This window comes from Agrobacterium sp. CMT1, assembly GCF_037203725.1.
Classification (GTDB): domain Bacteria; phylum Pseudomonadota; class Alphaproteobacteria; order Rhizobiales; family Rhizobiaceae; genus Agrobacterium; species Agrobacterium pusense.
The window spans coordinates 119,790-139,989 of sequence record NZ_JBBCAR010000018.1 but is presented as its reverse complement, the minus strand read 5'-3'; the positions used below and the strand labels follow the sequence as shown (position 1 = coordinate 139,989).

Genomic DNA, 20,200 nt, shown 5'->3' with positions numbered 1-20,200 from the left:
CTGCCGGTCTGGCAGTCAAAACCCCGCTGATCGCCAATAGCGATCTCATGTCCGGCAAGCCGTCGCTGATCGGCATGACCCGTGAGGAGATGGGTGAGGCGCTCGCGGAAATCGGTGTGCCGCAAAAGCAGGTGAAGATGCGCGTCAGCCAGTTGTGGAACTGGCTTTATGTGCGCGGCGTTTCCGATTTCGACAATATGACCAATGTCGCCAAGGAGCTTCGCGAGAAGCTGAAGGCGGCCTTCACGATCGCCCGACCTGAAATCGTCGAGGAGCAGATCTCCAATGACGGCACCCGCAAATGGCTGATGCGCTTTCCGCCGCGGGGCGCTGGTCGTCCCGTCGAGATCGAAACGGTTTATATTCCGGAAGAAGGGCGCGGCACGCTGTGCATTTCGAGCCAGGTGGGCTGTTCGCTGACCTGTTCTTTCTGTCACACCGGCACGCAGCGTCTGGTGCGCAACCTGACGGCCGAGGAAATCCTCTCGCAGCTGTTGCTGGCGCGTGATCGGCTCGGTGATTTTCCCGATGGTTCGACGCCGGTTGGCGCTTATGTGCCGAGCGAAGGCCGCAAGGTTTCCAACATCGTGATGATGGGCATGGGCGAGCCGCTTTACAATTTCGAGCATGTAAAGACCGCGCTTCTGATCGCCACCGACGGCGATGGCCTGTCGCTTTCCAAGCGCCGCGTCACACTCTCCACCTCGGGTGTGGTGCCGGAAATCTTCCGCACCGGCGATGAGATCGGCGTCATGCTGGCGATTTCGCTGCATGCGGTGCGTGATGAGTTGCGCGACATGCTGGTGCCCATCAACAAGAAATATCCGCTGAAGGAACTGATCGAAGCCTGCCGCAGATATCCGGGCCTCTCCAACGCCCGGCGCATCACCTTCGAATATGTGATGCTCAAGGACGTCAATGACAGCCTGGAAGACGCCAAGATGCTGGTGCAGCTTCTGAAGGGGGTTCCGGCCAAGATCAACCTCATTCCGTTCAACCCGTGGCCGGGCACGAATTACCAGTGCTCGGACTGGGCGCAGATCGAGAAGTTCGCCGATTTCATCAATCAGGCAGGTTACGCCTCGCCGATCCGCACGCCGCGCGGCCGCGATATCCTAGCGGCCTGTGGCCAGCTGAAGTCGGAATCCGAGCGCATGCGCAAGACCGAAAGGCTGGCTTTCGAGGCGATGATGATCGCCAACCACGGCGCAGACGACTGAATAAGCCGGTTTTGCCTCATAAAGCTGGGTTTCCGGCGGTTCTCCGATTGATTTCGGCCTGTCTTGTTCCTAAGAAGACGAAAACAGGGAACCAACAGGAGGATATCCATGCGCGCATTCATTCTGGCTCTCGCCGCTGCGAGCGCCATCGTTCTGCCGGCGAAGGCTGAAACCGTCACCGTTGCCGTGACCGCCATCGTCGAACATCCGGCACTCGATGCCGCCCGCGATGGCGTGAAGGCTGCCCTTGCCGAAGCGGGCTACAAGGAAGGTGAGAACCTCAAGTTCCTTTACGAATCCGCGCAGGGCAATCCCGGCACCGCAGCACAGATCGCGCGCCAGTTCGTTGGCGAGGCACCTGCTGTCATCGTGCCGATTTCCACGCCGTCCGCCCAGGCCGTCGTTGCCGCCACGCGCGACATTCCGGTTGTCTTCACGGCGGTTTCCGATCCGGTCGGCGCACAGCTCGTCAAGGATATGCAGAAGCCGGGCCGTAACGTCACCGGCCTTTCCGACATGTTGCCGGTCGGCGAACATCTGGCGCTCATCAAGGAAATCTCGCCGAACGCCAAGTCCATCGGCTTCATCTACAATTCGGCCGAGGCAAACTCCGTTTCGACACTCGCCCTCTTGAAGACCGAGGCCGAGAAGGCGGGTCTCAAGGTTGTTGAATCCGTCGCCACCAAGTCGGCTGAGGTACAGGGTGCGACCCGTGCGCTGGTCGGCAAGGCCGACGTGATCTACGTTCCGACTGACAACACCATCGTTTCGGCTTTCGAGGCTGCTGCCGGTGTTGCGTCTGAAGCCAAGATCCCGCTTTATGCCGCCGATACGGATTCCGTTGCTCGCGGTGCGGTTGCTGCCCTCGGCTTCAACTATTTCGATGTTGGCAAGCAGACCGGTGCCGTCGTTGTCCGCATCCTCAAGGGTGAAAAGCCGGGCGATATTCCGGCAACCGTTGCTGTTGGCACCGATCTCGTGATCAACAAGAAGGCCGCTGAAAAAGCAGGCGTCACCTTCCCCGAAAGCGTTACGAAGCGCGCTACCAAGGTCATCGACTGAACCGAAACCTGACTGAATAACGGGCGGCGGCAAACTCGCCGCCCGTTTTACGTGGCACGAGACGGTGCCCGTATCCGCCCGATGGCGGCAATAACAAGGACATTACCGTGAGCCAAATCGCCTTCTGGGGTGCCGTGGAGCTGGGACTGGTCTTCGCTTTCGTGGCGATCGGCGTTTACCTCGCTTTCCGGGTGCTTGATTTTCCTGACCTGACCGTGGACGGTTCGTTTCCGCTTGGCGCTGCCGTGGCAGCCGTGCTGATCATCGCCGGTCTGAATGCATGGGTCGCGACGGCGATTGCGATGGTGGCCGGTGCGGCTGCCGGCATCGTGACCGCCACACTCAATGTGCGTTTCAAGATTCTGAACCTGCTTGCCTCGATCCTGACGATGATCGCACTGTTTTCGGTCAACCTGCGCGTGATGGGAAAGCCGAATGTAGCGCTGCTCAATCAGGACACGATGATATCGCCGTTTTACGGCCTCGGCCTTTCTGAATATCTGGTGCGGCCGCTCTTCGTCGGCGCTTTGGTGCTGATTGCGGTCATTCTCGTCTGGCGTTTCCTTGAAAGCGATGCGGGTCTTGCCATGCGCGCGACGGGTGCCAATGCCCGGATGGCGCGGGCGCAGGGCGTGAAGACCGGTAGCCAGATCTATCTTGGCATGGCGCTTTCAAATGCGCTTGTGGCTCTTGGTGGTGCGCTGTTTGCCCAGACCAATGGTTTTGCGGATGTGACTTCCGGTGTCGGCACCATTGTTGTCGGGCTTGCGGCCGTCATCATCGGTGAAACCCTGTTTGGCGCGCGCGGCATCCTGATCGCGCTGATCGGCTGTGTCTTCGGCTCCATCGCCTATCGTCTCGCCATCCAGCTTGCTCTGTCGAGTGATGTGTTGGGTCTCAAGGCGTCCGATCTCAATTTTGTAACGGCGGTACTGGTGGCCATCGCATTGATCCTGCCCCGACTGCGCCGTGGGGGAGCAACATCGTGATTTCGCTTTCCGACATCCAGGTCGTCTTCGGGCGCGGCACGCCGCTGCAGAAGCAGGCGCTGTCCAAGATAGACCTAACCATTGAGGATGGCTCCTTCGTCACGGTCATCGGTTCCAATGGTGCGGGCAAATCCACACTTCTCGGTGTTCTGGCCGGCGATGTGCTGCCCACGGCGGGCAGGGTGATGATCGGTGGCGCCGATGTTACCCGCAAGCCGACCGCCAGCCGGGCGGGGCGGGTGGCACGCGTGTTTCAGGACCCGCTGGCGGGCAGCTGCGGCGCGCTTACCATCGAGGAAAACCTCGCGCTGGCGGCATCACGTGGTGAACGTCGCGGTCTTTTGCCTGCGCTCGGACGTGGCCGGCGGGATTTTTTCAAGGAGCGTATCGCTTCGCTCAATCTCGGTCTGGAAAATCGTCTGAAGGACCGCATGGACCTTCTGTCGGGTGGCCAGAGGCAGGCGGTCTCTCTCGTCATGGCGACACTGTCAGGCTCGGACGTGCTTCTATTGGACGAACATACGGCAGCGCTCGACCCCGGCATGGCGGAATTCGTGATGGAATTGACCCGCAAGGTGGTATCGGAGCGCAAGCTGACGACGCTGATGGTCACCCATTCCATGCGTCAGGCGCTGGACTATGGCACGCGCACGATCATGCTGCATGCCGGTGAGATCGTGCTCGACGTTTCCGGCGACAGCCGCAAGGATCTTGAGGTGGAGGATCTGATCGACATGTTCCGCAAGATACGCGGCCAGAAGCTCGATGACGATGAGTTGCTGATTGGTTGATTCTAAAAAAGGCGCCGTAAGGCGCCTTTTGTTTGCCGTCAGCGCGCCTGCGTGAAGAAAATCTTCACGGCGAAAAGCGAAAAGACGCCGGCGATCGTATAATCCAGTCCGCGCAGAATTTTCCGGTTGCGTTGCAGCCAGGCGGAGAGAACATCTGCGGCGATCACGATGCCGATGCCGATCGGCAGTGCGACGATGATTGACCAGATGCCGAGGAAAATCAGCTTGCCGGTCACATGCGGATCGGATGCGCTGACGAATTGCGGCAGGAAGGTCATGAAGAAGATGATGATCTTCGGGTTCAGCAGGTTGACCCAGATGCCGTTCAGCAGGGCGGATTTGAGGGAGGCCTGCGCTTTTTCGCCGGTGCCTTTGACCATCACAAAATCCGAGCCCTTGCGGACCGCCTGAATGGCGAGCCAGACAAGATAAGCGGCTCCGCCGGTCTTCAGGATCATGAAAGCCGTCGGCGAGGCGACGATGAGGGCGGCGACACCGAAGGCGACCAGTATCGTGTGCACGGTGATGCCGATATTGGTTCCTACCAGGGTCATGAAGCCCGCCGCCCGGCCTTCGCGCAGGGAGCGGCTGATCCAGAGCGTCATGTCCGGACCCGGCGTTACCGCCAGGAGAAGGATGGCGATGGTGAAGGCGATCAGTGTTGGCAGGCTTGGAACGAAATCCATCGCGGCACCCGTAAAGCTGGAGACGGCCGTTGTTTAACGTGATTGCGGATTTCTGCCAATGTTTTTGAGTGGCGGCCCTAGCGCAGCGGTGGATTAAGCAGGGCGGGGCACCGCAATTTTCAGATCGCGGCGGCCCCTAGGCGTCAGTTCTTGAGGAAGCTGGTGAAGGCGGCGGAATATTCCGTGTGCCAGCGCGAGAGCGGCGGGCGGTTCTGGACGATATCATAAGCCGCCCAGAGAATGCGTTTCTCGTCCGTCGGGCGGTCAACCTCGCCATCCGGGCAGAGAATGTAGAAATCGCCCCGGCCGATGCTTTCGAGCATGAACTCGATGGTCTGTTCGCCGGTCCAGGCGCCTTCCGGTTTTTCCGTTCTGCCTTGGGCTGTAAGGCCTGTGAAGACGAAGCCGGGGATGAGGAGATGAGCGGAAACTCTACCATTTGGAACATTGCGCAACTCGTGTTGAAGCGCTTCCGTGAAGGTTTTGACGCCCGATTTCGAGACATTGTAGGCGGGATCGCCGGGAGGCGTGGTGATGCCCTGTTTCGAGCCGGTGTTGATGATGAGTGCCGGCTCACCATGGGCGATCATGCCCTGACCGAAGACACGGCTGCCATTCACAACGCCCATCAGATTGACGCTGATAATCTTTTCCCAGTTGGCCTGGGGACCGAAAATGGCGCTGCCAGGCTGGATGCCGGCATTGTTCATGAGGACGTGAACGCGCCCGAAACGCTGAATTACGGCGCGTTCCAGCGCCTCCAGCTCATCGAGTTTCGAGACGTCGGTCGGGATCGCAACGATTTGCGCCTCGCCGTCCCGGGCAAGTGCCAGAACGTCCGCATGCGCGGCGGCGAGTTTCTCGCCATCGAGATCGACGAGCACGACACTCATGCCGAAACCGGCGAACTTACGGGCGGCGGCGAGTCCGATGCCAGAGGCCGCACCTGTTATGACGGCGACATTATCTTCCTTGAATGCGGGGTGGATGGTCGTCATAGGTTTCTCCTTCGCGTCGTTTCTGCTGTTTCCAGCGGTTTGCAACGTTGCCTGAACCTGAGTGGCTTCATTCACGGTTTTCAAGTCGATCGCGCCGCTTCATCATAAAGCGCGAATTTTCTAAATGCATGTGACAACGGCTTCGTTCCCCTCGGTGTAGCTGTCGTCACGTGCATCACGCGTGTCCATCAATTGTTTTGTCGCTTATCTCACGGAAAAGCGCTTCACACATTTCGGGTTGCACTGTAAAAGTGCCAAAATCCCAAGGAAATGGCGGTGTCCCGATGCCGTCATCATGCAGATGGACATCACTATGGCACTCCCGAAAGACGTTAAGAAAGTCGTTCTCGCCTATTCCGGCGGCCTCGACACCTCGATCATTCTGAAATGGCTTCAGACGGAACTCGGCGCTGAGGTCGTTACCTTCACCGCCGATCTCGGCCAGGGCGAAGAGCTTGAGCCGGCACGCAAGAAGGCCGAGATGCTGGGCATCAAGGAAATTTTCATCGAGGACGTCCGTGAAGAGTTCGTGCGCGATTTCGTGTTTCCGATGTTCCGCGCCAACGCCGTCTACGAAGGCGTCTATCTGCTCGGCACCTCCATTGCCCGGCCGCTGATTTCCAAGCACCTGATCGAAATCGCCAGGAAGACCGGCGCCGACGCCATCGCCCATGGTGCGACCGGCAAAGGCAACGACCAGGTCCGTTTCGAGCTTTCGGCCTATGCACTGAACCCTGACATCAAGATCATCGCCCCGTGGCGCGACTGGACGTTCAAGAGCCGTACCGACCTCCTGAACTTTGCCGAACAGCACCAGATTCCGGTTGCCAAGGACAAGAAGGGCGAAGCGCCGTTCTCCGTCGACGCCAACCTGCTGCACTCCTCTTCCGAGGGCAAGGTTCTGGAAGACCCGGCGGTGGAAGCTCCTGAGTATGTGCATATGCGCACGATCTCCCCGGAAGCCGCTCCCGACAAGGCAACCGTCATCAAGGTTGGTTTCCGAAAGGGTGATGCCTGCTCGATCAATGGTGTCGAGATGTCGCCTGCAACGCTTCTTGCCACGCTCAACAATTATGGCCGCGAAAACGGCATCGGCCGTCTCGATCTGGTCGAGAATCGCTTCGTCGGCATGAAGTCGCGCGGCGTTTACGAAACGCCCGGCGGTACCATCCTTCTTGCCGCGCATCGCGCCATCGAGTCCATCACGCTCGACCGGGGTGCTGCGCATCTGAAGGACGAGCTGATGCCGCGCTACGCCGAGTTGATCTATTACGGCTTCTGGTTCTCGCCGGAGCGCGAAATGCTGCAGGCCCTGATCGACAAGAGCCAGGAGCATGTGGAAGGCGAAGTGACGCTGAAGCTCTATAAGGGCAACGTCATGGTAACCGGCCGCGAGAGTGCCAAGTCGCTCTACTCCGACGCGCTGGTGACCTTTGAGGACGACCACGGCGCTTATGACCAGAAGGATGCGGCAGGCTTCATCAAGCTCAATGCGCTGCGTCTTCGCACGTTGGCAAAGCGCAATCTCAGCAAGTAATTCTTTTCTTGAAAAAATAACGAAACCCGCTGGTGGTGACACCGGCGGGTTTTTCATGTCGCTCTTCTGGAGACGATGCGGAAGCCGATGTAGCTGGCAACGGCCGTGAATTCCATCATGGGAATGATGACGCCGAAGCCGGTCAAAGGTGAACCGATGAGGGAGGCTGCAGCACCGCCGGCGAAGCCCGATCCCATCTGGATAAATCCCATCATGGCCGATGCCGAACCGGCGATATGCGGGAAGGGCGCAAGCGCTGCTGTCACCATCGAAGGGGTTAGCAGGGCGATGCCGACAGTCGCGACTGCAACGGGCCCCATGATCGAAAGGAACGATGGCGGCATCAGGAAAACTGACAATAAAATAAGGAGGCCGCCGGTTCCGGAAAAACAGAGGCCGATCACGACCGAGCGCCGGTCTCCCAGTCGGGGGGCGATGTAACGCAGGGCAATCGAGCCGAAGAAGTAGGCGCCTGTCTGCATCAGCATGCCGATGCCGAAGGCGGTGGGTGTCATGCCGACCTCGTTGATAAGGATGAAAGTCAGCATGGTGGCCTGCGCATAAAGCGCGCCGATGGAACCACCGAGCACCAGTGCAGCCAGAAGGAAACGTGGCGCGCTGAGCAGCGTGCCATAGGCCGACAGGAGCCGCCTGGGCCGGATCAGGCTCCTGTCCGGAACCGTTGTTTCCCGCAAAAAAATCACGACGGATAAAATGGCGATGGCTCCGAGCCCGACCATCAGAAAAAACACGGATTTCCAGCCGAAAGCCGCGAGTGAAAGTCCACCGATCGTCGGTCCGAGAGCAGGGCCGACCGCCAGCATGATACCAATGAGATTCATGATGCTGGAGGCTTCGGCGCCGGTAAACTGGTCGCGCACCACGGCACGCGCCACCGTCATACCGACCGAAGCACCGATGCCCTGAACCAGCCGGGCGAAAAGCAGCACTTCGATCGTCGGCGCGGAAATGGCCACCAGGCCGCCGCCCAGAAAGATCAGGAGGAAGACGATGCTTGCCTTTCGCCGACCGAAGGCATCCGATGCCGGCCCGGCGAGCAGTTGCGCCAGCGCGAACCCGGCAAAATAGAGGGACAGGCTGAGCTTGACGGCGGACTGGTCAGTGGCAAAAACCCGCGTCAGTTCCGGCATGGCGGGTGTGTAAATCGCCATGGATATGGGCGCAAGCGCCGTCAAAAACGCACCAAGCATCGCCGTGCGTTTCGTGGACATGATCGGTTTTGGCGACATGGTGATCAGCCGTTCTGCCCCGGTTGTTCCGGCTGCAGATTGTCACGAAGGGTTTGCAGAAAGTGGCGGAACAGCGCCACCTCCTCGTCATTCAGGCCCTGGGTGGCGTGGCGGACGAGTTCATCTATTTCCTGCCGCACGGCTTCCAGCATGTCGGCTGAGGATTTGGTCAGCACAATACGCTTGGAGCGTCTGTCCTGCGGGTCCTGCTGCCGCTCGATGAGATCGAGGGACTGCAACTTATCAAGATAGGCGCAGATCGTCATGGGTTCTATTCCGAGGCGAGCGGCGATGTCCGACTGTTTGCTGCCGTCAACGACAGCGACCGTCAGCAGTGCGCGCGCCTCGCCGGGGGTCAGGCCCAGTCCGGCCTCGGATATACGGCGCTCAAAAGCACTGTTCAGCAGGCGTGCACCGCTGTTCAGCAAAAATGCCAATGAATCTTTTTCGCGTTTCGTGCCCATGCTTCGCCTTTTCGTAAGTCAGCCTTACTAAAATCCGGGCGATAATCAATGGTACACAAATCATATTACCGAAAATCGAGTAAACTATATGTCACTTCCATTGCGGTGTGCCCCGCAACGCGGTTCAGGGCCGTCACGCCAAAGCAAAAAAAGACAGAACGTCCTGCATTTTTTCAACCTCGTCTGCGGTGCCGATGGAACGGGCAATTTCAGCTCGGTCGGAAAAATAGGTCAGGAAGTCGAATTCCGTGTCCTCGGTCACATCAGCTATGTCGATGACCTCACCGCTGGCACTAAGGGTTTGTGCCGGAAGTTCGGACGAAAGTTCAAAAAGGGTGTCCTGGCTGATTTTTCCCGCATGGTAATAATCTCGGGCGATTTCGCGCAGGTCGCGCGGGCTGATGCGGGTAAAATCTATCCCTCTTACCGTCTCTTCAAAGCCTGAGGCTGCATCGGATTTTCCGGCCTTGCCGAAATCGGCAATGCCCACGGATCTTGCGTTTCTGGAATTGTCCCTGAAAAGGAAATTATTAGAGGCCCTTAAAGAATAAATCTCCATAATACATATCTCCGTCATGGGATATTATTTAAAGAAGCAGACCATGATGTCGTCATATCGGTCAATACTTGGCAATGAGGGCGAGTGCGTATTCCACACCAAATTCCGATATTGAATTGGCGGCGGCGGCGTGCCCATATGGCTAAACCGGAATTGTACGAGGAACATGAAATGCCATCTGAGACCGCGCTTTATCCCGCACTCGTTCACTGGAACGGTCACAATGGTCTGCCAAAATTCGATGCAGTCAGGGATGAGGATTTCGCTCCGGCCTTTGAAGCCGCACTTGGTTCCCATGAGCAGGAGATCGATGCGATCGCAGCCAATGTTGAGGTGCCCACATTTGCAAACACTGTAACTGCGCTTGAGGTCGCGGGTGACGATCTTTCACGCATTTCGGCGCTGTTCTGGAACAGGGCAGGAGCGAACACCAATGGCGTGATCCAGGCGCTGGAGCGGGAGATTGCTCCGAAAATGTCGCGGCACTATTCTAAGATCGGCATGAACGAGGCTCTGTTCAAGCGCATCGATACCTTGTGGGAAAAACGCGAGACAATTGGGCTGACGGGTGAGGAAAACCGTGTTCTCGAACGGCACTGGAAGGGTTTCGTGCGCTCCGGCGCGAAATTGCCGAAAGACCGGCAGGAGCGGCTGGCGGCGATCAATGAGGAGCTGGCCGGTCTCGGTGCAAAGTTCGGGCAGAATGTACTGGCGGATGAAAAGAACTGGAAGCTCTTGCTTTCCACGGAAGAGGAACTTGCCGGCATTCCCGGTTTTCTGCGCGACGCAATGGCGGGTGCGGCCCGTGAGCATGGCGAGGATGGCATGTTCGCCGTCACCCTTTCCCGTTCCATCATCGAGCCCTTCCTGACATTTTCCGAACGTCGAGACCTGCGTGAACAGGCCTTCAGGGCATGGGTGGCGCGCGGTGAAAACGGCGGCGAGACCGACAATCGAGAGATCGTCCGCCGCACGCTTGAACTGCGAGAGGAGAAGGCGAAGCTTCTCGGTTATGCGAATTTCGCCGCCTATAAGCTTGACGACACGATGGCAAAGACGCCCGATGCCGTGAACGGCCTTCTGGGGCAGGTCTGGGAAAAGGCCGTTCGCCGCGCGGGTGAGGAGGAGGCTGAGCTTGCCGCCATCATCGCCGCGGAGGGCAAAAACCACGACGTTCTGCCATGGGACTGGCGACATTACGCCGAAAAGCTCCGCGCTCAGAAATTCAATTTCTCCGAGGCGGAACTGAAACCTTATCTGCAGCTGGAAAAGATCATTGAAGCCTGCTTCGATGTGGCCGGGCGGCTGTTTGGAATTCGTGCCGTCGAGGTCAAGGGTGTCGCCGCCTATCACCCGGACGTCCGGGTTTTCGAGATCCGCGACGACCAGGGCGATCTGAAGGCCATGTTCCTCGGCGATTATTTCGCGCGGCCCTCAAAGCGATCAGGCGCATGGATGAGTTCGTTCCAATCGCAGCACAAGTTGCCGCTGAAAAATGGTACGGTCGGAGAAATCCCGATCATCTATAATGTCTGCAACTTCGCCAAACCGGCCGAAGGTAAGCCCGCGCTTCTTTCGCTTGACGATGCGCGTACACTCTTCCACGAATTCGGCCACGCGCTGCATGGCATGTTGTCCGATGTCACCTACCCCTCGGTGTCGGGAACGGGCGTATCGCGCGATTTCGTCGAATTGCCCTCGCAGCTTTACGAGCACTGGCTGACTGTGCCGGAAATCCTGGAAAAATATGCCCTGCATTACGAAACCGGTGCGGCAATGCCGAAGGCGCTGCTGGACAAGGTTCTGGCCGCACAGACCTTCAATGCCGGCTTCAGCACGGTGGAGTTTACCTCTTCGGCGATTGTCGACATGGCGTTCCACACGCGCGACAGCGTCGACGACCCGATGGCCGTGCAGGGTGAGGTTCTTTCAACGCTCGACATGCCTGAATCCATCGTCATGCGCCATGCGACACCGCATTTTCAGCACGTTTTCTCCGGCGACGGTTATTCCGCTGGATATTATTCTTACATGTGGTCGGAAGTGCTGGATGCCGATGCCTTTTCCGCCTTCGAGGAAACCGGCAATGCCTTCGATAGCGATATGGCGCGACGGCTGAAGGACAACATCTACTCCGTCGGTGGTTCCGTGGATCCGGAGGAAGCCTATCTCGCCTTCCGCGGCAAGATGCCGAGCCCGGACGCGATGCTTTCGAAGCGCGGTCTCCTATAAGAGACTGTCATATTTCTGAGCTAGAAGCTGAGCGCAGGGGGCTTATGACATGAGCCCCCCTTTCGCATTTGCAAAAAAAAGGTTATGAGCGCGCCAAACTAAATTGGCGTTTCTCATCAATATAGCGCCCAACCTCAGAGATTTTGAACAATGGCACTTCGCAACATCGCGATCATCGCGCACGTTGACCATGGAAAAACGACGCTTGTTGACGAGCTTCTGAAGCAATCCGGTTCGTTCCGTGAAAACCAGCGCGTGATGGAACGCGTGATGGATTCCAACGACATCGAAAAAGAGCGCGGCATCACCATTCTCGCCAAGGCCACCTCGATCGAGTGGAAAGATACCCGCATCAACATCGTCGACACCCCCGGCCACGCCGACTTCGGCGGTGAAGTCGAGCGTATCCTGTCGATGGTGGACGGCGCCATCGTTCTCGTTGACGCTGCCGAAGGCCCTATGCCGCAGACGAAGTTCGTGGTTGGCAAGGCGCTGAAGGTCGGCCTTCGCCCGATCGTCGCCATCAACAAGATCGACCGTCCGGATGCCCGCCATGAGGAAGTCGTAAACGAAGTCTTCGACCTTTTCGCGGCTCTGGATGCAACCGACGAGCAGCTCGACTTCCCGATCCTCTACGGCTCGGGCCGTTCCGGCTGGATGAACGTCAATCCGGAAGGCCCGACTGATGAAGGTCTTGCGCCGCTCCTCGATCTCGTCGTCAAGCACGTGCCGGAGCCCAAGGTTGAAGAAGGTCCGTTCCGCATGATCGGCACGATCCTCGAAGCCAACAACTTCCTCGGCCGCATCATCACCGGCCGTATCGCTTCCGGTTCGATCAAGCCGAACCAGGCGGTCAAGGTTCTCGGCCAGGATGGCAAGCTGATTGAAAATGGCCGCATCTCCAAGATTCTTGCTTTCCGTGGCATCGAGCGCACCTCGATCGAAGAAGCCCATGCAGGCGACATCGTCGCCATCGCAGGTCTCTCCAAGGGCACCGTCGCCGACACGTTCTGTGACCCGGCCGTCATGGAGCCGATGCAGGCGCAGCCGATCGATCCGCCAACCGTTACCATGTCCTTCATCGTCAACGATTCGCCGCTCGCCGGCACCGAAGGCGACAAGGTGACGAGCCGCGTCATCCGCGACCGTCTGTTCAAGGAAGCCGAAGGTAACGTTGCGCTGAAGATCGAAGAATCCGCCGACAAGGATTCCTTCTTCGTATCTGGCCGTGGCGAATTGCAGCTGGCGGTTCTGATCGAAAACATGCGCCGCGAAGGTTTTGAGCTTGCCGTTTCGCGTCCGCGCGTCGTCATGCACAAGGATGAGAACGGCCAGCTGATGGAGCCGGTCGAAGAAGTTGTCATCGACGTGGATGAGGAGCATTCCGGCGTCGTCGTGCAGAAGATGTCCGAGCGCAAGGCCGAAATGGTCGAGCTTCGCCCCTCGGGCGGCAACCGCGTCCGTCTGGTGTTCTTCGCGCCGACCCGTGGTCTGATCGGTTACCAGTCGGAACTTCTGACCGACACGCGCGGTACGGCCGTCATGAACCGCCTGTTCCACGACTACCAGCCTTACAAGGGCGAGATCGGCGGTCGCGTCAACGGCGTTCTGCTGTCGAACGAGTCGGGCGAAGCTGTTGCCTATGCTCTGTTCAACCTCGAAGATCGCGGCCCGATGATCATCGATGCAGGTGAGAAGGTTTATGCAGGCATGATCATCGGCATTCACAGCCGTGACAACGACCTCGACGTGAACGTGCTGAAGGGCAAGAAGCTCACCAACATCCGCGCCGCCGGCAAGGATGAAGCCGTGAAGCTCACCCCCCCGATCAAGTTCACGCTGGAGCGCGCGCTTTCCTGGATTCAGGATGACGAACTCGTTGAAGTCACGCCGAAGTCTATCCGTCTTCGCAAGCTCTATCTCGATCCGAATGACCGCAAGCGTTTCGAAAAGGCAAAGCTTGCTGCCAGCTGATCGGGTCGATCCCTGTTTCGAAAACCCGGCCTTGCGCCGGGTTTTTTTATGCATTCTTTTTTATGTGTGCATGAGTCGAAAGGAGCTTTGCCAAAGGTTAAGGATGCGTTAATTTTTTCTGGTCGTCCACATGAATAGGCTGTGGGTAAGCTTGCCGGCGTTAACCTTTATGACTGGTAAGTTTCAGTGGCCGGGGCCAGAATCGCGTTATGAAAACGTTATCCATCGATGTTCGCCGTGCTGAACCGCATGATGCGCGCGCCATATCCGAGGCGCACCGTCTGTCGTGGCAACAGGCCTATGCCGGGCTTATCCCGCATCGGCCGTTGACGCAGATGCTCGAGCGCCGTGGCGAAATCTGGTGGAAAAAGGCAACCAAGGGTTCAGCAACCATGCTGGTGGTTGAAGTGGCGGGCGTTGTTGCCGGCTACGCGACGCTGGGCCTCAGCCGGGCGCGCGGACTGCCGCATGACGGCGAAATTTACGAACTCTATCTCCGTCCGGAATATCAGGGCATCGGCCTCGGATCACTGCTTTTCACGGAAGCGCGCCGGTTGCTGACCTCGCTTGGCTGCAACGGTATTGTCGTCTGGTGCCTTGAGGACAGCGATGTAGCCAATCGCTTTTTCCGCTCGCATGGCGGGCGCGACATTGCCGAAGGCATGGAAGATTTCGGTGGCAAATCACTTCGCAAGGTCGGTTTCGTCTGGAACTGACGGCGCAAATTCCGGGATTGTCGTTTCGCGTCCGGTCGTGACCGCATCGCTGGCACCCAATTTATCCATTATGCCTTATATGCCCACAGCCGTGTTGCAATGCGCAGACTTTCCCAGTATCGAAAACCAAATCCAACCCGCGAATGAGGGAAGCGAATGCGTATCGATGCAATTTCCGTAGGCAAAAATCCGCCGGAAGACGTTAATGTTATCGTTGAAGTGCCGGTCGGTGGACACCCGATCAAGTACGAGATGGACAAGGATGCCGGTGCGCTGATCGTTGATCGCTTCCTCTACACGCCGATGACCTATCCGGGTAACTATGGTTTCGTACCGCACACCCTGTCCGACGATGGCGATCCGATCGACGTTCTCATCTGCAACACCCGCCCGCTGGTACCGGGCTGCGTCATCAATGTTCGTCCCATCGGCGTGATGATCATGGAAGATGATGGCGGCAAGGACGAGAAGATTCTGGCGGTTCCGGTTCCGAAACTGACCCGTCGTTACGACAAGGTCAATAATTACACCGATCTTCCGGAAATCACGCTGAAGCAGATCGAGCACTTCTTCGAGCACTACAAGGATCTGGAGCCCGGCAAGTGGGTGAAGATGGGCGGCTGGCAGGATGTTGACGTTGCCAAGAAGCTTATCGTCGAAGCCATCGAGCGCTACAAGGCGCAGGGCTGATCTGGTCTAAAGCTCTTTCAATCGGTCTTCAAAATCCTCCGGGTCGGTGTCGATCCGGAGGATTTTTTTGCGCGCTGTTTCGCCCGAAACGAAGCTGATGGCGGTTTTGGGTACGCCAAGTTTCTTTGCCAGCAAAACAGCCAGGGCCTTGTTCGCCTTACCGCCTTCCGGCACGGCGCTGACCCGGGCCTTTAGCTGTGCGTTTCCGTCCGCATCGAGCTCGACTCCATCAATCGCGTCCCGCCCGCCATTCGGCGTGAGGCGAACGGAGAGCCGGATATGATCACCGTGTTTTTGCCAGCAGCCGTTCACGCGAACATCGGGTACAGCGTGTTCCACATGAAGGAGCGGATGAAGAAGATGATCAGGAGCACGATGATCGGCGAAATGTCGATGCCACCGAGATTGGGCAGAACGCGACGGATGGGGCGCAGAACCGGTTCCGTGACATTGAACAGAAAGCTGCCGATGGCGTTCACGAACTGGTTGCGGGAATTGATGACGTTGAAGGCGTAAAGCCATGAAAAAATGGCGCTGCCAATCAGCACCCAGGTATAGAGGTTCAAGGCCAGATCGATGGTCTGAAACAGGGCAAGCATCAATATCTCCGTATCTTGGTTGCAAGACATTTAGACATTCGTCGCTGAACCGGCAAGTGTTGCGCCGAATCGTAATCATCACCGGTTAGATCCACCTGCTGTGATCGTGGTCTAACTCATAACCGGGCGGCAGGATTTCACGCAAAAACCGCTCACACTTTGCGCGATCGCGATGGTGAGGGCTGGTGATTCCTGTCATATCGCTTTATTGCCATCACACATTTTCTTCGCGAGCACCCAGCCGATGTCTCTTCCTTCTGCCGAAAACCGTTTCGGTGCATTCCGGCATTCATCCTATCGACGTTTCTTCAGCGCCCGGTTTTTTTCGGCCTTTGCCATACAGATCGTCAGTGTTTCGGTTGGGTGGCAAATGTATGAAGTGACCGGCAATGCCTTTTATCTCGGCCTGATCGGTCTTTTCCAGTTTCTGCCGTCCCTTCTTTTGATCCTTGTTACGGGAACGGTTGCCGACCGTCACAATCGCCGGCGTATTATGGCCATATGCCTGATGGTTGCGGCGCTCTGTGCCGTCGCTCTTCTGGCGCTGACACTCGCGCACAGCTTTTCCCCTTGGCCGGTATTCGCCATTCTTGTCGTCTTCGGCATAGAGCGCGCTTTCATGGGACCGGCGGTCCAGTCGCTGGCGCCCAATCTCGTGCCGGTAGAGGATTTGCCGAACGCCATCGCCTGGAATTCTTCTTCCTGGCAGATGGCCTCCATTCTCGGTCCCGTTGCCGGCGGCCTGCTTTATGGTCTCGGCGCCTCCGTTGCCTACAGTGTGGCGCTCGTGCTTTTTATCGTCTCCGCAGGACTTGCGGTGGCGATCCGCAAGCCGGAACAACGCGGCCCGGCAAAGGCGATCAGCCTCGAAACCATGCTCGCCGGGTTTAAATTCATCTCGCAGGAAAAGATCGTCCTCGGTGCAATATCGCTCGATCTCTTCGCGGTGTTGCTGGGTGGCGCGGTTGCATTGATGCCGATCTTTGCCAAGGAAGTGCTGACGCTCGGCCCGTGGGGCCTCGGGCTTCTGCGCGCGGCGCCCGGTATCGGCGCCATCACCGTCGCCGTTATTCTGGCATTCAAGCCCATTCGTCACCATGCCGGCCTGCTGATGTTCGCTGGCGTTGGCCTTTTCGGCGTTTCAACCGTGGTCTTCGGACTTTCGCAAACCGCGTGGCTGTCCATCGCCGCGTTGGTAGTCATGGGCGCATCGGACATGGTATCGGTTTATGTGCGAGAAACGTTGATCGCGCTTTGGACACCGGATGAGGTACGCGGGCGTGTGAACGCGGTGAACATGGTCTTCGTCGGCGCATCGAACGAACTGGGTGAGTTTCGTGCCGGCACCATGGCTCATGTTGTGGGCGCCGTTCCAGCCGTTGTCATCGGCGGGGCTGGCACGCTCGCCGTGGCGGTCATCTGGGCGCTCGGCTTTTCCAAGCTGCGCAAGATCGACAATCTCGACGCGCCGCACTGACAGCTATGGGTCTCAGATCGTCTTGGCTTTTCTTCGAAGCGCAAAAACGATCCAACTTTTTGTCTTCACGGATTTTCCGGACGTAACACCGCAGCGCACCTTTACCGGAAATGCTCTAGCGCTGCGCCTTGCCCTCAAAAACCAGATCGAGAAAATTGCTGAGCCATGCCCTGAGCGGCGTATCGAACAGCATGCGGCCTTCCAGATGCTGGCTGCCCACCTGGGCATTGGGCATGCCGAAACGCTGCGCGCCGCGCACCACCCAGCTATGCATCATGGCACGGGTCAGCTCGGCGTGAAACTGCAGGCCCCAGGCATTTTTTCCATATCGATAGGCCTGATTGGGGTAGGTTTCGCCCGATGCCAGAAGTTCGGCTCCACGCGGCAGCTCAAAGCCTTCGCGATGGAAGTGATAGACCATCTTCGGCCAGTGCGGCATCAGAAGCCGCCCATGTTCGGTGGCATGGAGCGGATACCAGCCAATCTCCACCTTGCCGTCCCTGTCGGCTTCCACCCTGCCGCCCAAATGTTTGGACAACATCTGCGCACCGAGACAGATGCCGAGAAAAGGCTTGTTTTCCTTCAGCGGCACTTTCAGCCAGTCGATTTCGGCTTTGACATAATCATGCGGATCATTGGCGCTCATCGGGCCGCCGAAAATGATGGCTCCGGCGTGTTTTTCCAGCGTCTGTGGCAGGTCATCGCCGAGCGCGGGACGCCTTATATCCAGACGATACCCTTTTTCCACCAGCATCTGGCCGACGCGACCGGGCGTGGAGCGTTCCTGATGCAGGACGATGAGCAGTGAAGGTTGTTGTTTCTGTTGCCTGGAGGGGTCAAACAGCATCGTCTTCGTTTTCGCTTTCTTCAGCGGGTCCGGACCTCGTGGCAGCCTGCTGACGTTGCAGGACCCTGTCGCGCACGGAAACACCCAGCAGATCCGCGACACGCCAGATCACATGGTCTTCCATCTCGCTTCGTTCGCCGTCAGCGTAAACAATATCCCATAATATGCCAATAAGCTCCACGCGCTGATCTTCATCCAGGTGGCGACGGATATCGGTGGTAAAGCGGTAATAATCGACGGCTTCCTTGCCGGCCTCCTGGCCGGCGGCGAGCAGGGCATCAAGCTTTCCGCCATCGAGATGATAATATTCATGCAGAATTTCGCGAAGACGATCACGCTCGCTTTTCGAGATGGTGCCATCGGCTTCCATGACCTGGAAACAGAGGGCGGCTACCGCCACCCTCAGATCATCGGGACTGAAATCACCTGCCTGCGGGCCGACGAGGTTCTGAATAAACGACTGTATTTGCTGGAACATCGATAGCCTGCTCGTCAGAAGAGTTTGAGCCGTGTCTTGGGTTCGGCTTCCGCGCCGGATTTCTTCACACCCGGATCATCCGGCGCACCGCCGAAAAAGGGCACTGCTTCGGCCTTTTCATTCGCCGCTTCGGTTTCCACCGGCGCTTCGATCGTGACGGGCTTTTTCTCCGTCGGAGCCGAAACACTCGGTTTTACCTCTATGGGCTCAGCCGAAGCCTGCTTTGGCTCCGCACGGGTCTCGGGCGCGGTTTCCACGACGACCGTCTTTACCGTCGGTTCGGTCCTTGCGGGTGCTGCGGCAATCGCGTTTTCGATTGTCAGATCTTCAACAGGGCCTTCCAGCTGCCCGAAAGGCGCTTTCCATTCGAAGGCATCGAGACGACCCGTGACAGGCGAGACCGGCAGCCATTTTTCAGAGACGATACCGTCGGCGACCCATGCCGGATCACGCGGCGCGCGCAGTGCCTGCGCCATCCAGTAGCGCACACGGCCCTGATCCCCGGTTTCGGCGTCCTCGATATCGGCCATCAAGAGGAAGATGCTTTCGCGCGGATCGATCCGGGCGGCGGTCTCGGCCTTCGCCCGGGCCTTGGCGAATTCCTTGGCGTCGAGCGCCGCCTGCGCCACTGCAAACAGGGATTCGATGTTGTTGGGCTTCAGACTTTCAAGCCGCTCTGCCCGCTTCAGACGGTCGATGGCGGTATCGCCGCTGCGGGCGCGTACGTAAAGTTCGGCGATCTGCGGATGCGGATCGTTTTTCCAGACGGGTTCAAGAATCGCGGCGGCCTTGCGCAGATTGTCTTCGCGCAGGTAGGACTTTGCCGCGATAAGCGCTGCCGGGACGAGGCCTTTTGCAAGCTTGAGAGCGTGCTTCGCGTCCTCGCGCGCACCTACCGGGTCGCTTTCCAGTTTCTCGCCGGCCTTGGCAGTGAGAAGCACGGCTTTCAGCCGCTCCGCCTCGCCGCGTTCGATGACGCTGGCCGCCTTCTGCTGATCAAGCAGACGGATGGCATCGTCCCACTGCCCATTGCGGCATCGGTTTTCCAGCGTCGCCTGTGCCGCCCATGGCAGATAGGGTGCTTTTTCCGCGGCGTCCTCGGCATATTGCTGGGCGGCTTCGTAAGCGCCCTGACGACGTGCCTCGATATAGAGGCCGCGAAGGCCGAGTTCACGCGTTTCGGGATCACGCGCCATGGCCTCGAACTTACGGCGCGCCTCATCATATTTGCCTTCGATGAGATCGGCCTGTGCATCGAGCAGGTGAATTAGCGGCTCCTGATCGGCACTCAGTAGTCCCTGCGTGCGGGCCGTCATCTTCCGTGCAAGAATGGCATTGCCAGCGCCAGCGGCGATGAGGCCAGTGGAGAGCGCCTGATAACCGCGGTCGCGCTTGCGCGCGCGGAAATAACGACGGGCGGCATTAGGCGAAGTCCATACGGCGTTGACGATCCACCAGAGCAACATGGCAGCAGCGATGAGCGCCGCGATGATGGAGGCTGCGACCATCAGGCTCATTTCGATCAGCTGACCTTGCCAGACGATGGAAAGGACGCCCGGCCTGTCAGCCAGCCAGGAGAAACCGAAACCGAGGGCCAGAACGATAACGGCGAAAGTCAGAATTCTGGTCAT

The 20,200-nt window shown here is 58.3% G+C and carries 20 protein-coding genes; 10 read left to right on the top strand and 10 right to left on the bottom strand.

Annotation, left to right across the window (positions count from 1 at the left end; translation table 11 throughout):
* Window positions 1-47 precede the first annotated feature (47 nt).
* The 4 genes from rlmN (at window position 48) to WA845_RS21875 (ending at window position 4,062) form a co-directional block, all read left to right on the top strand.
* Complete coding sequence (gene rlmN, locus WA845_RS21890; protein ID WP_077987047.1) at window positions 48-1,220, top strand: 23S rRNA (adenine(2503)-C(2))-methyltransferase RlmN; 1,173 nt, start codon at window positions 48-50, stop codon at window positions 1,218-1,220.
* Between the two features lie 108 nt (window positions 1,221-1,328).
* On the top strand, window positions 1,329-2,282 hold the full coding sequence (locus tag WA845_RS21885) for an ABC transporter substrate-binding protein (RefSeq protein ID WP_004443882.1): 954 nt from the start codon (window positions 1,329-1,331) through the stop codon (window positions 2,280-2,282).
* Window positions 2,283-2,389: 107 nt separating this feature from the next.
* Window positions 2,390-3,271, top strand: a complete 882-nt coding sequence (locus tag WA845_RS21880; RefSeq protein WP_004443879.1) for an ABC transporter permease — start codon at window positions 2,390-2,392, stop codon at window positions 3,269-3,271.
* Window positions 3,268-4,062: an ABC transporter ATP-binding protein gene (locus WA845_RS21875; RefSeq protein WP_022556955.1), complete on the top strand. Its 795-nt coding sequence runs from the start codon at window positions 3,268-3,270 to the stop codon at window positions 4,060-4,062. Before WA845_RS21880 ends, WA845_RS21875 begins: the two co-directional genes overlap by 4 nt.
* 38 nt (window positions 4,063-4,100) lie before the next feature.
* Here WA845_RS21875 and WA845_RS21870 read toward each other — a convergent pair whose 3' ends face one another.
* Both WA845_RS21870 and WA845_RS21865 read right to left on the bottom strand, forming a co-directional pair.
* Window positions 4,101-4,748: a LysE family transporter gene (locus WA845_RS21870; protein WP_112553172.1), complete on the bottom strand. Its 648-nt coding sequence runs from the start codon at window positions 4,746-4,748 to the stop codon at window positions 4,101-4,103.
* Between the two features lie 143 nt (window positions 4,749-4,891).
* Window positions 4,892-5,746 carry an SDR family NAD(P)-dependent oxidoreductase gene (locus WA845_RS21865; RefSeq protein ID WP_282455144.1) on the bottom strand — a complete coding sequence of 285 codons (855 nt, stop codon included), beginning with the start codon at window positions 5,744-5,746 and terminating at the stop codon, window positions 4,892-4,894.
* 313 nt (window positions 5,747-6,059) lie between these two features.
* Between WA845_RS21865 and WA845_RS21860 the strand changes: the two genes are divergently transcribed.
* Window positions 6,060-7,283 (top strand): argininosuccinate synthase, encoded by a 1,224-nt coding sequence (locus WA845_RS21860; RefSeq protein ID WP_004443869.1) that lies wholly within the window; start codon window positions 6,060-6,062, stop codon window positions 7,281-7,283.
* Between the two features lie 53 nt (window positions 7,284-7,336).
* Here WA845_RS21860 and WA845_RS21855 read toward each other — a convergent pair whose 3' ends face one another.
* The 3 genes from WA845_RS21855 to WA845_RS21845 form a co-directional block, all read right to left on the bottom strand.
* Window positions 7,337-8,533 carry a multidrug effflux MFS transporter gene (locus tag WA845_RS21855; protein ID WP_004443867.1) on the bottom strand — a complete coding sequence of 399 codons (1,197 nt, stop codon included), beginning with the start codon at window positions 8,531-8,533 and terminating at the stop codon, window positions 7,337-7,339.
* Window positions 8,534-8,538: 5 nt separating this feature from the next.
* Window positions 8,539-8,997, bottom strand: coding sequence for a MarR family winged helix-turn-helix transcriptional regulator (locus tag WA845_RS21850; protein WP_006698248.1), 459 nt, complete (start codon window positions 8,995-8,997; stop codon window positions 8,539-8,541).
* Window positions 8,998-9,130: 133 nt separating this feature from the next.
* Complete coding sequence (locus WA845_RS21845) at window positions 9,131-9,556, bottom strand: hypothetical protein (protein WP_037090200.1); 426 nt, start codon at window positions 9,554-9,556, stop codon at window positions 9,131-9,133.
* Between the two features lie 171 nt (window positions 9,557-9,727).
* Between WA845_RS21845 and WA845_RS21840 the strand changes: the two genes are divergently transcribed.
* The 4 genes from WA845_RS21840 to ppa all read left to right on the top strand — a co-directional run bounded on the left by WA845_RS21840 (window position 9,728) and on the right by ppa (window position 15,168).
* Window positions 9,728-11,788, top strand: coding sequence for a M3 family metallopeptidase (locus WA845_RS21840; protein ID WP_112553176.1), 2,061 nt, complete (start codon window positions 9,728-9,730; stop codon window positions 11,786-11,788).
* A gap of 150 nt (window positions 11,789-11,938) precedes the next feature.
* Window positions 11,939-13,762, top strand: coding sequence for a translational GTPase TypA (gene typA / locus WA845_RS21835; RefSeq protein ID WP_004443860.1), 1,824 nt, complete (start codon window positions 11,939-11,941; stop codon window positions 13,760-13,762).
* 209 nt (window positions 13,763-13,971) lie between these two features.
* On the top strand, window positions 13,972-14,478 hold the full coding sequence (locus WA845_RS21830) for a GNAT family N-acetyltransferase (protein WP_006698245.1): 507 nt from the start codon (window positions 13,972-13,974) through the stop codon (window positions 14,476-14,478).
* A gap of 156 nt (window positions 14,479-14,634) precedes the next feature.
* The gene (gene ppa, locus WA845_RS21825; protein ID WP_004443856.1) at window positions 14,635-15,168 is read left to right on the top strand and encodes an inorganic diphosphatase; all 534 of its coding nucleotides are present in this window, start codon (window positions 14,635-14,637) and stop codon (window positions 15,166-15,168) included.
* A gap of 6 nt (window positions 15,169-15,174) precedes the next feature.
* On the opposite strand, the gene WA845_RS21820 is transcribed toward ppa, so the two are convergent.
* Complete coding sequence (locus tag WA845_RS21820) at window positions 15,175-15,480, bottom strand: DUF167 family protein (RefSeq protein WP_162719097.1); 306 nt, start codon at window positions 15,478-15,480, stop codon at window positions 15,175-15,177.
* Window positions 15,477-15,767 (bottom strand): YggT family protein, encoded by a 291-nt coding sequence (locus tag WA845_RS21815; protein ID WP_004443850.1) that lies wholly within the window; start codon window positions 15,765-15,767, stop codon window positions 15,477-15,479. Before WA845_RS21815 ends, WA845_RS21820 begins: the two co-directional genes overlap by 4 nt.
* 244 nt (window positions 15,768-16,011) lie before the next feature.
* Here WA845_RS21815 and WA845_RS21810 point away from each other — a divergent pair, with 244 nt between their 5' ends.
* A complete protein-coding gene (locus WA845_RS21810; RefSeq protein ID WP_112553281.1) occupies window positions 16,012-17,244 on the top strand; it encodes an MFS transporter in 1,233 nt (410 codons plus the stop codon).
* A 115-nt stretch (window positions 17,245-17,359) separates the two neighbouring features.
* Here the strand turns inward: WA845_RS21810 and WA845_RS21805 are convergent, their stop codons facing one another.
* Genes WA845_RS21805 through WA845_RS21795 form a run of 3 tightly spaced genes read right to left on the bottom strand, consistent with a single transcriptional unit; the run spans window position 17,360 to window position 20,200 of the window.
* A complete protein-coding gene (locus WA845_RS21805; RefSeq protein ID WP_042936033.1) occupies window positions 17,360-18,091 on the bottom strand; it encodes a glutamine amidotransferase in 732 nt (243 codons plus the stop codon).
* Complete coding sequence (locus tag WA845_RS21800; protein WP_004443844.1) at window positions 18,081-18,569, bottom strand: tellurite resistance TerB family protein; 489 nt, start codon at window positions 18,567-18,569, stop codon at window positions 18,081-18,083. The genes WA845_RS21805 and WA845_RS21800 overlap by 11 nt, the downstream gene beginning before the upstream one ends.
* A 14-nt stretch (window positions 18,570-18,583) precedes the next feature.
* On the bottom strand, window positions 18,584-20,200 hold the full coding sequence (locus WA845_RS21795; protein WP_112553178.1) for a heme biosynthesis HemY N-terminal domain-containing protein: 1,617 nt from the start codon (window positions 20,198-20,200) through the stop codon (window positions 18,584-18,586).

What these genes read in the sequence shown, in the direction of transcription:
- rlmN (WP_077987047.1), top strand. Translation starts at nt 48, where the DNA reads ATGTCCGGCAAGCCGTCGCTGATCGGCATGACCCGTGAGGAGATGGGT.
- WA845_RS21885 (WP_004443882.1), top strand. Translation starts at nt 1,329, where the DNA reads ATGCGCGCATTCATTCTGGCTCTCGCCGCTGCGAGCGCCATCGTTCTG.
- WA845_RS21870 (WP_112553172.1), bottom strand. Translation starts at nt 4,748, where the DNA reads ATGGATTTCGTTCCAAGCCTGCCAACACTGATCGCCTTCACCATCGCC.
- WA845_RS21865 (WP_282455144.1), bottom strand. Translation starts at nt 5,746, where the DNA reads ATGACGACCATCCACCCCGCATTCAAGGAAGATAATGTCGCCGTCATA.
- WA845_RS21860 (WP_004443869.1), top strand. Translation starts at nt 6,060, where the DNA reads ATGGCACTCCCGAAAGACGTTAAGAAAGTCGTTCTCGCCTATTCCGGC.
- WA845_RS21855 (WP_004443867.1), bottom strand. Translation starts at nt 8,533, where the DNA reads ATGTCGCCAAAACCGATCATGTCCACGAAACGCACGGCGATGCTTGGT.
- WA845_RS21850 (WP_006698248.1), bottom strand. Translation starts at nt 8,997, where the DNA reads ATGGGCACGAAACGCGAAAAAGATTCATTGGCATTTTTGCTGAACAGC.
- WA845_RS21845 (WP_037090200.1), bottom strand. Translation starts at nt 9,556, where the DNA reads ATGGAGATTTATTCTTTAAGGGCCTCTAATAATTTCCTTTTCAGGGAC.
- WA845_RS21840 (WP_112553176.1), top strand. Translation starts at nt 9,728, where the DNA reads ATGCCATCTGAGACCGCGCTTTATCCCGCACTCGTTCACTGGAACGGT.
- typA (WP_004443860.1), top strand. Translation starts at nt 11,939, where the DNA reads ATGGCACTTCGCAACATCGCGATCATCGCGCACGTTGACCATGGAAAA.
- WA845_RS21830 (WP_006698245.1), top strand. Translation starts at nt 13,972, where the DNA reads ATGAAAACGTTATCCATCGATGTTCGCCGTGCTGAACCGCATGATGCG.
- ppa (WP_004443856.1), top strand. Translation starts at nt 14,635, where the DNA reads ATGCGTATCGATGCAATTTCCGTAGGCAAAAATCCGCCGGAAGACGTT.
- WA845_RS21815 (WP_004443850.1), bottom strand. Translation starts at nt 15,767, where the DNA reads ATGCTTGCCCTGTTTCAGACCATCGATCTGGCCTTGAACCTCTATACC.
- WA845_RS21810 (WP_112553281.1), top strand. Translation starts at nt 16,012, where the DNA reads ATGTCTCTTCCTTCTGCCGAAAACCGTTTCGGTGCATTCCGGCATTCA.
- WA845_RS21805 (WP_042936033.1), bottom strand. Translation starts at nt 18,091, where the DNA reads ATGCTGTTTGACCCCTCCAGGCAACAGAAACAACAACCTTCACTGCTC.
- WA845_RS21800 (WP_004443844.1), bottom strand. Translation starts at nt 18,569, where the DNA reads ATGTTCCAGCAAATACAGTCGTTTATTCAGAACCTCGTCGGCCCGCAG.
- WA845_RS21795 (WP_112553178.1), bottom strand. Translation starts at nt 20,200, where the DNA reads ATGACCAGAATTCTGACTTTCGCCGTTATCGTTCTGGCCCTCGGTTTC.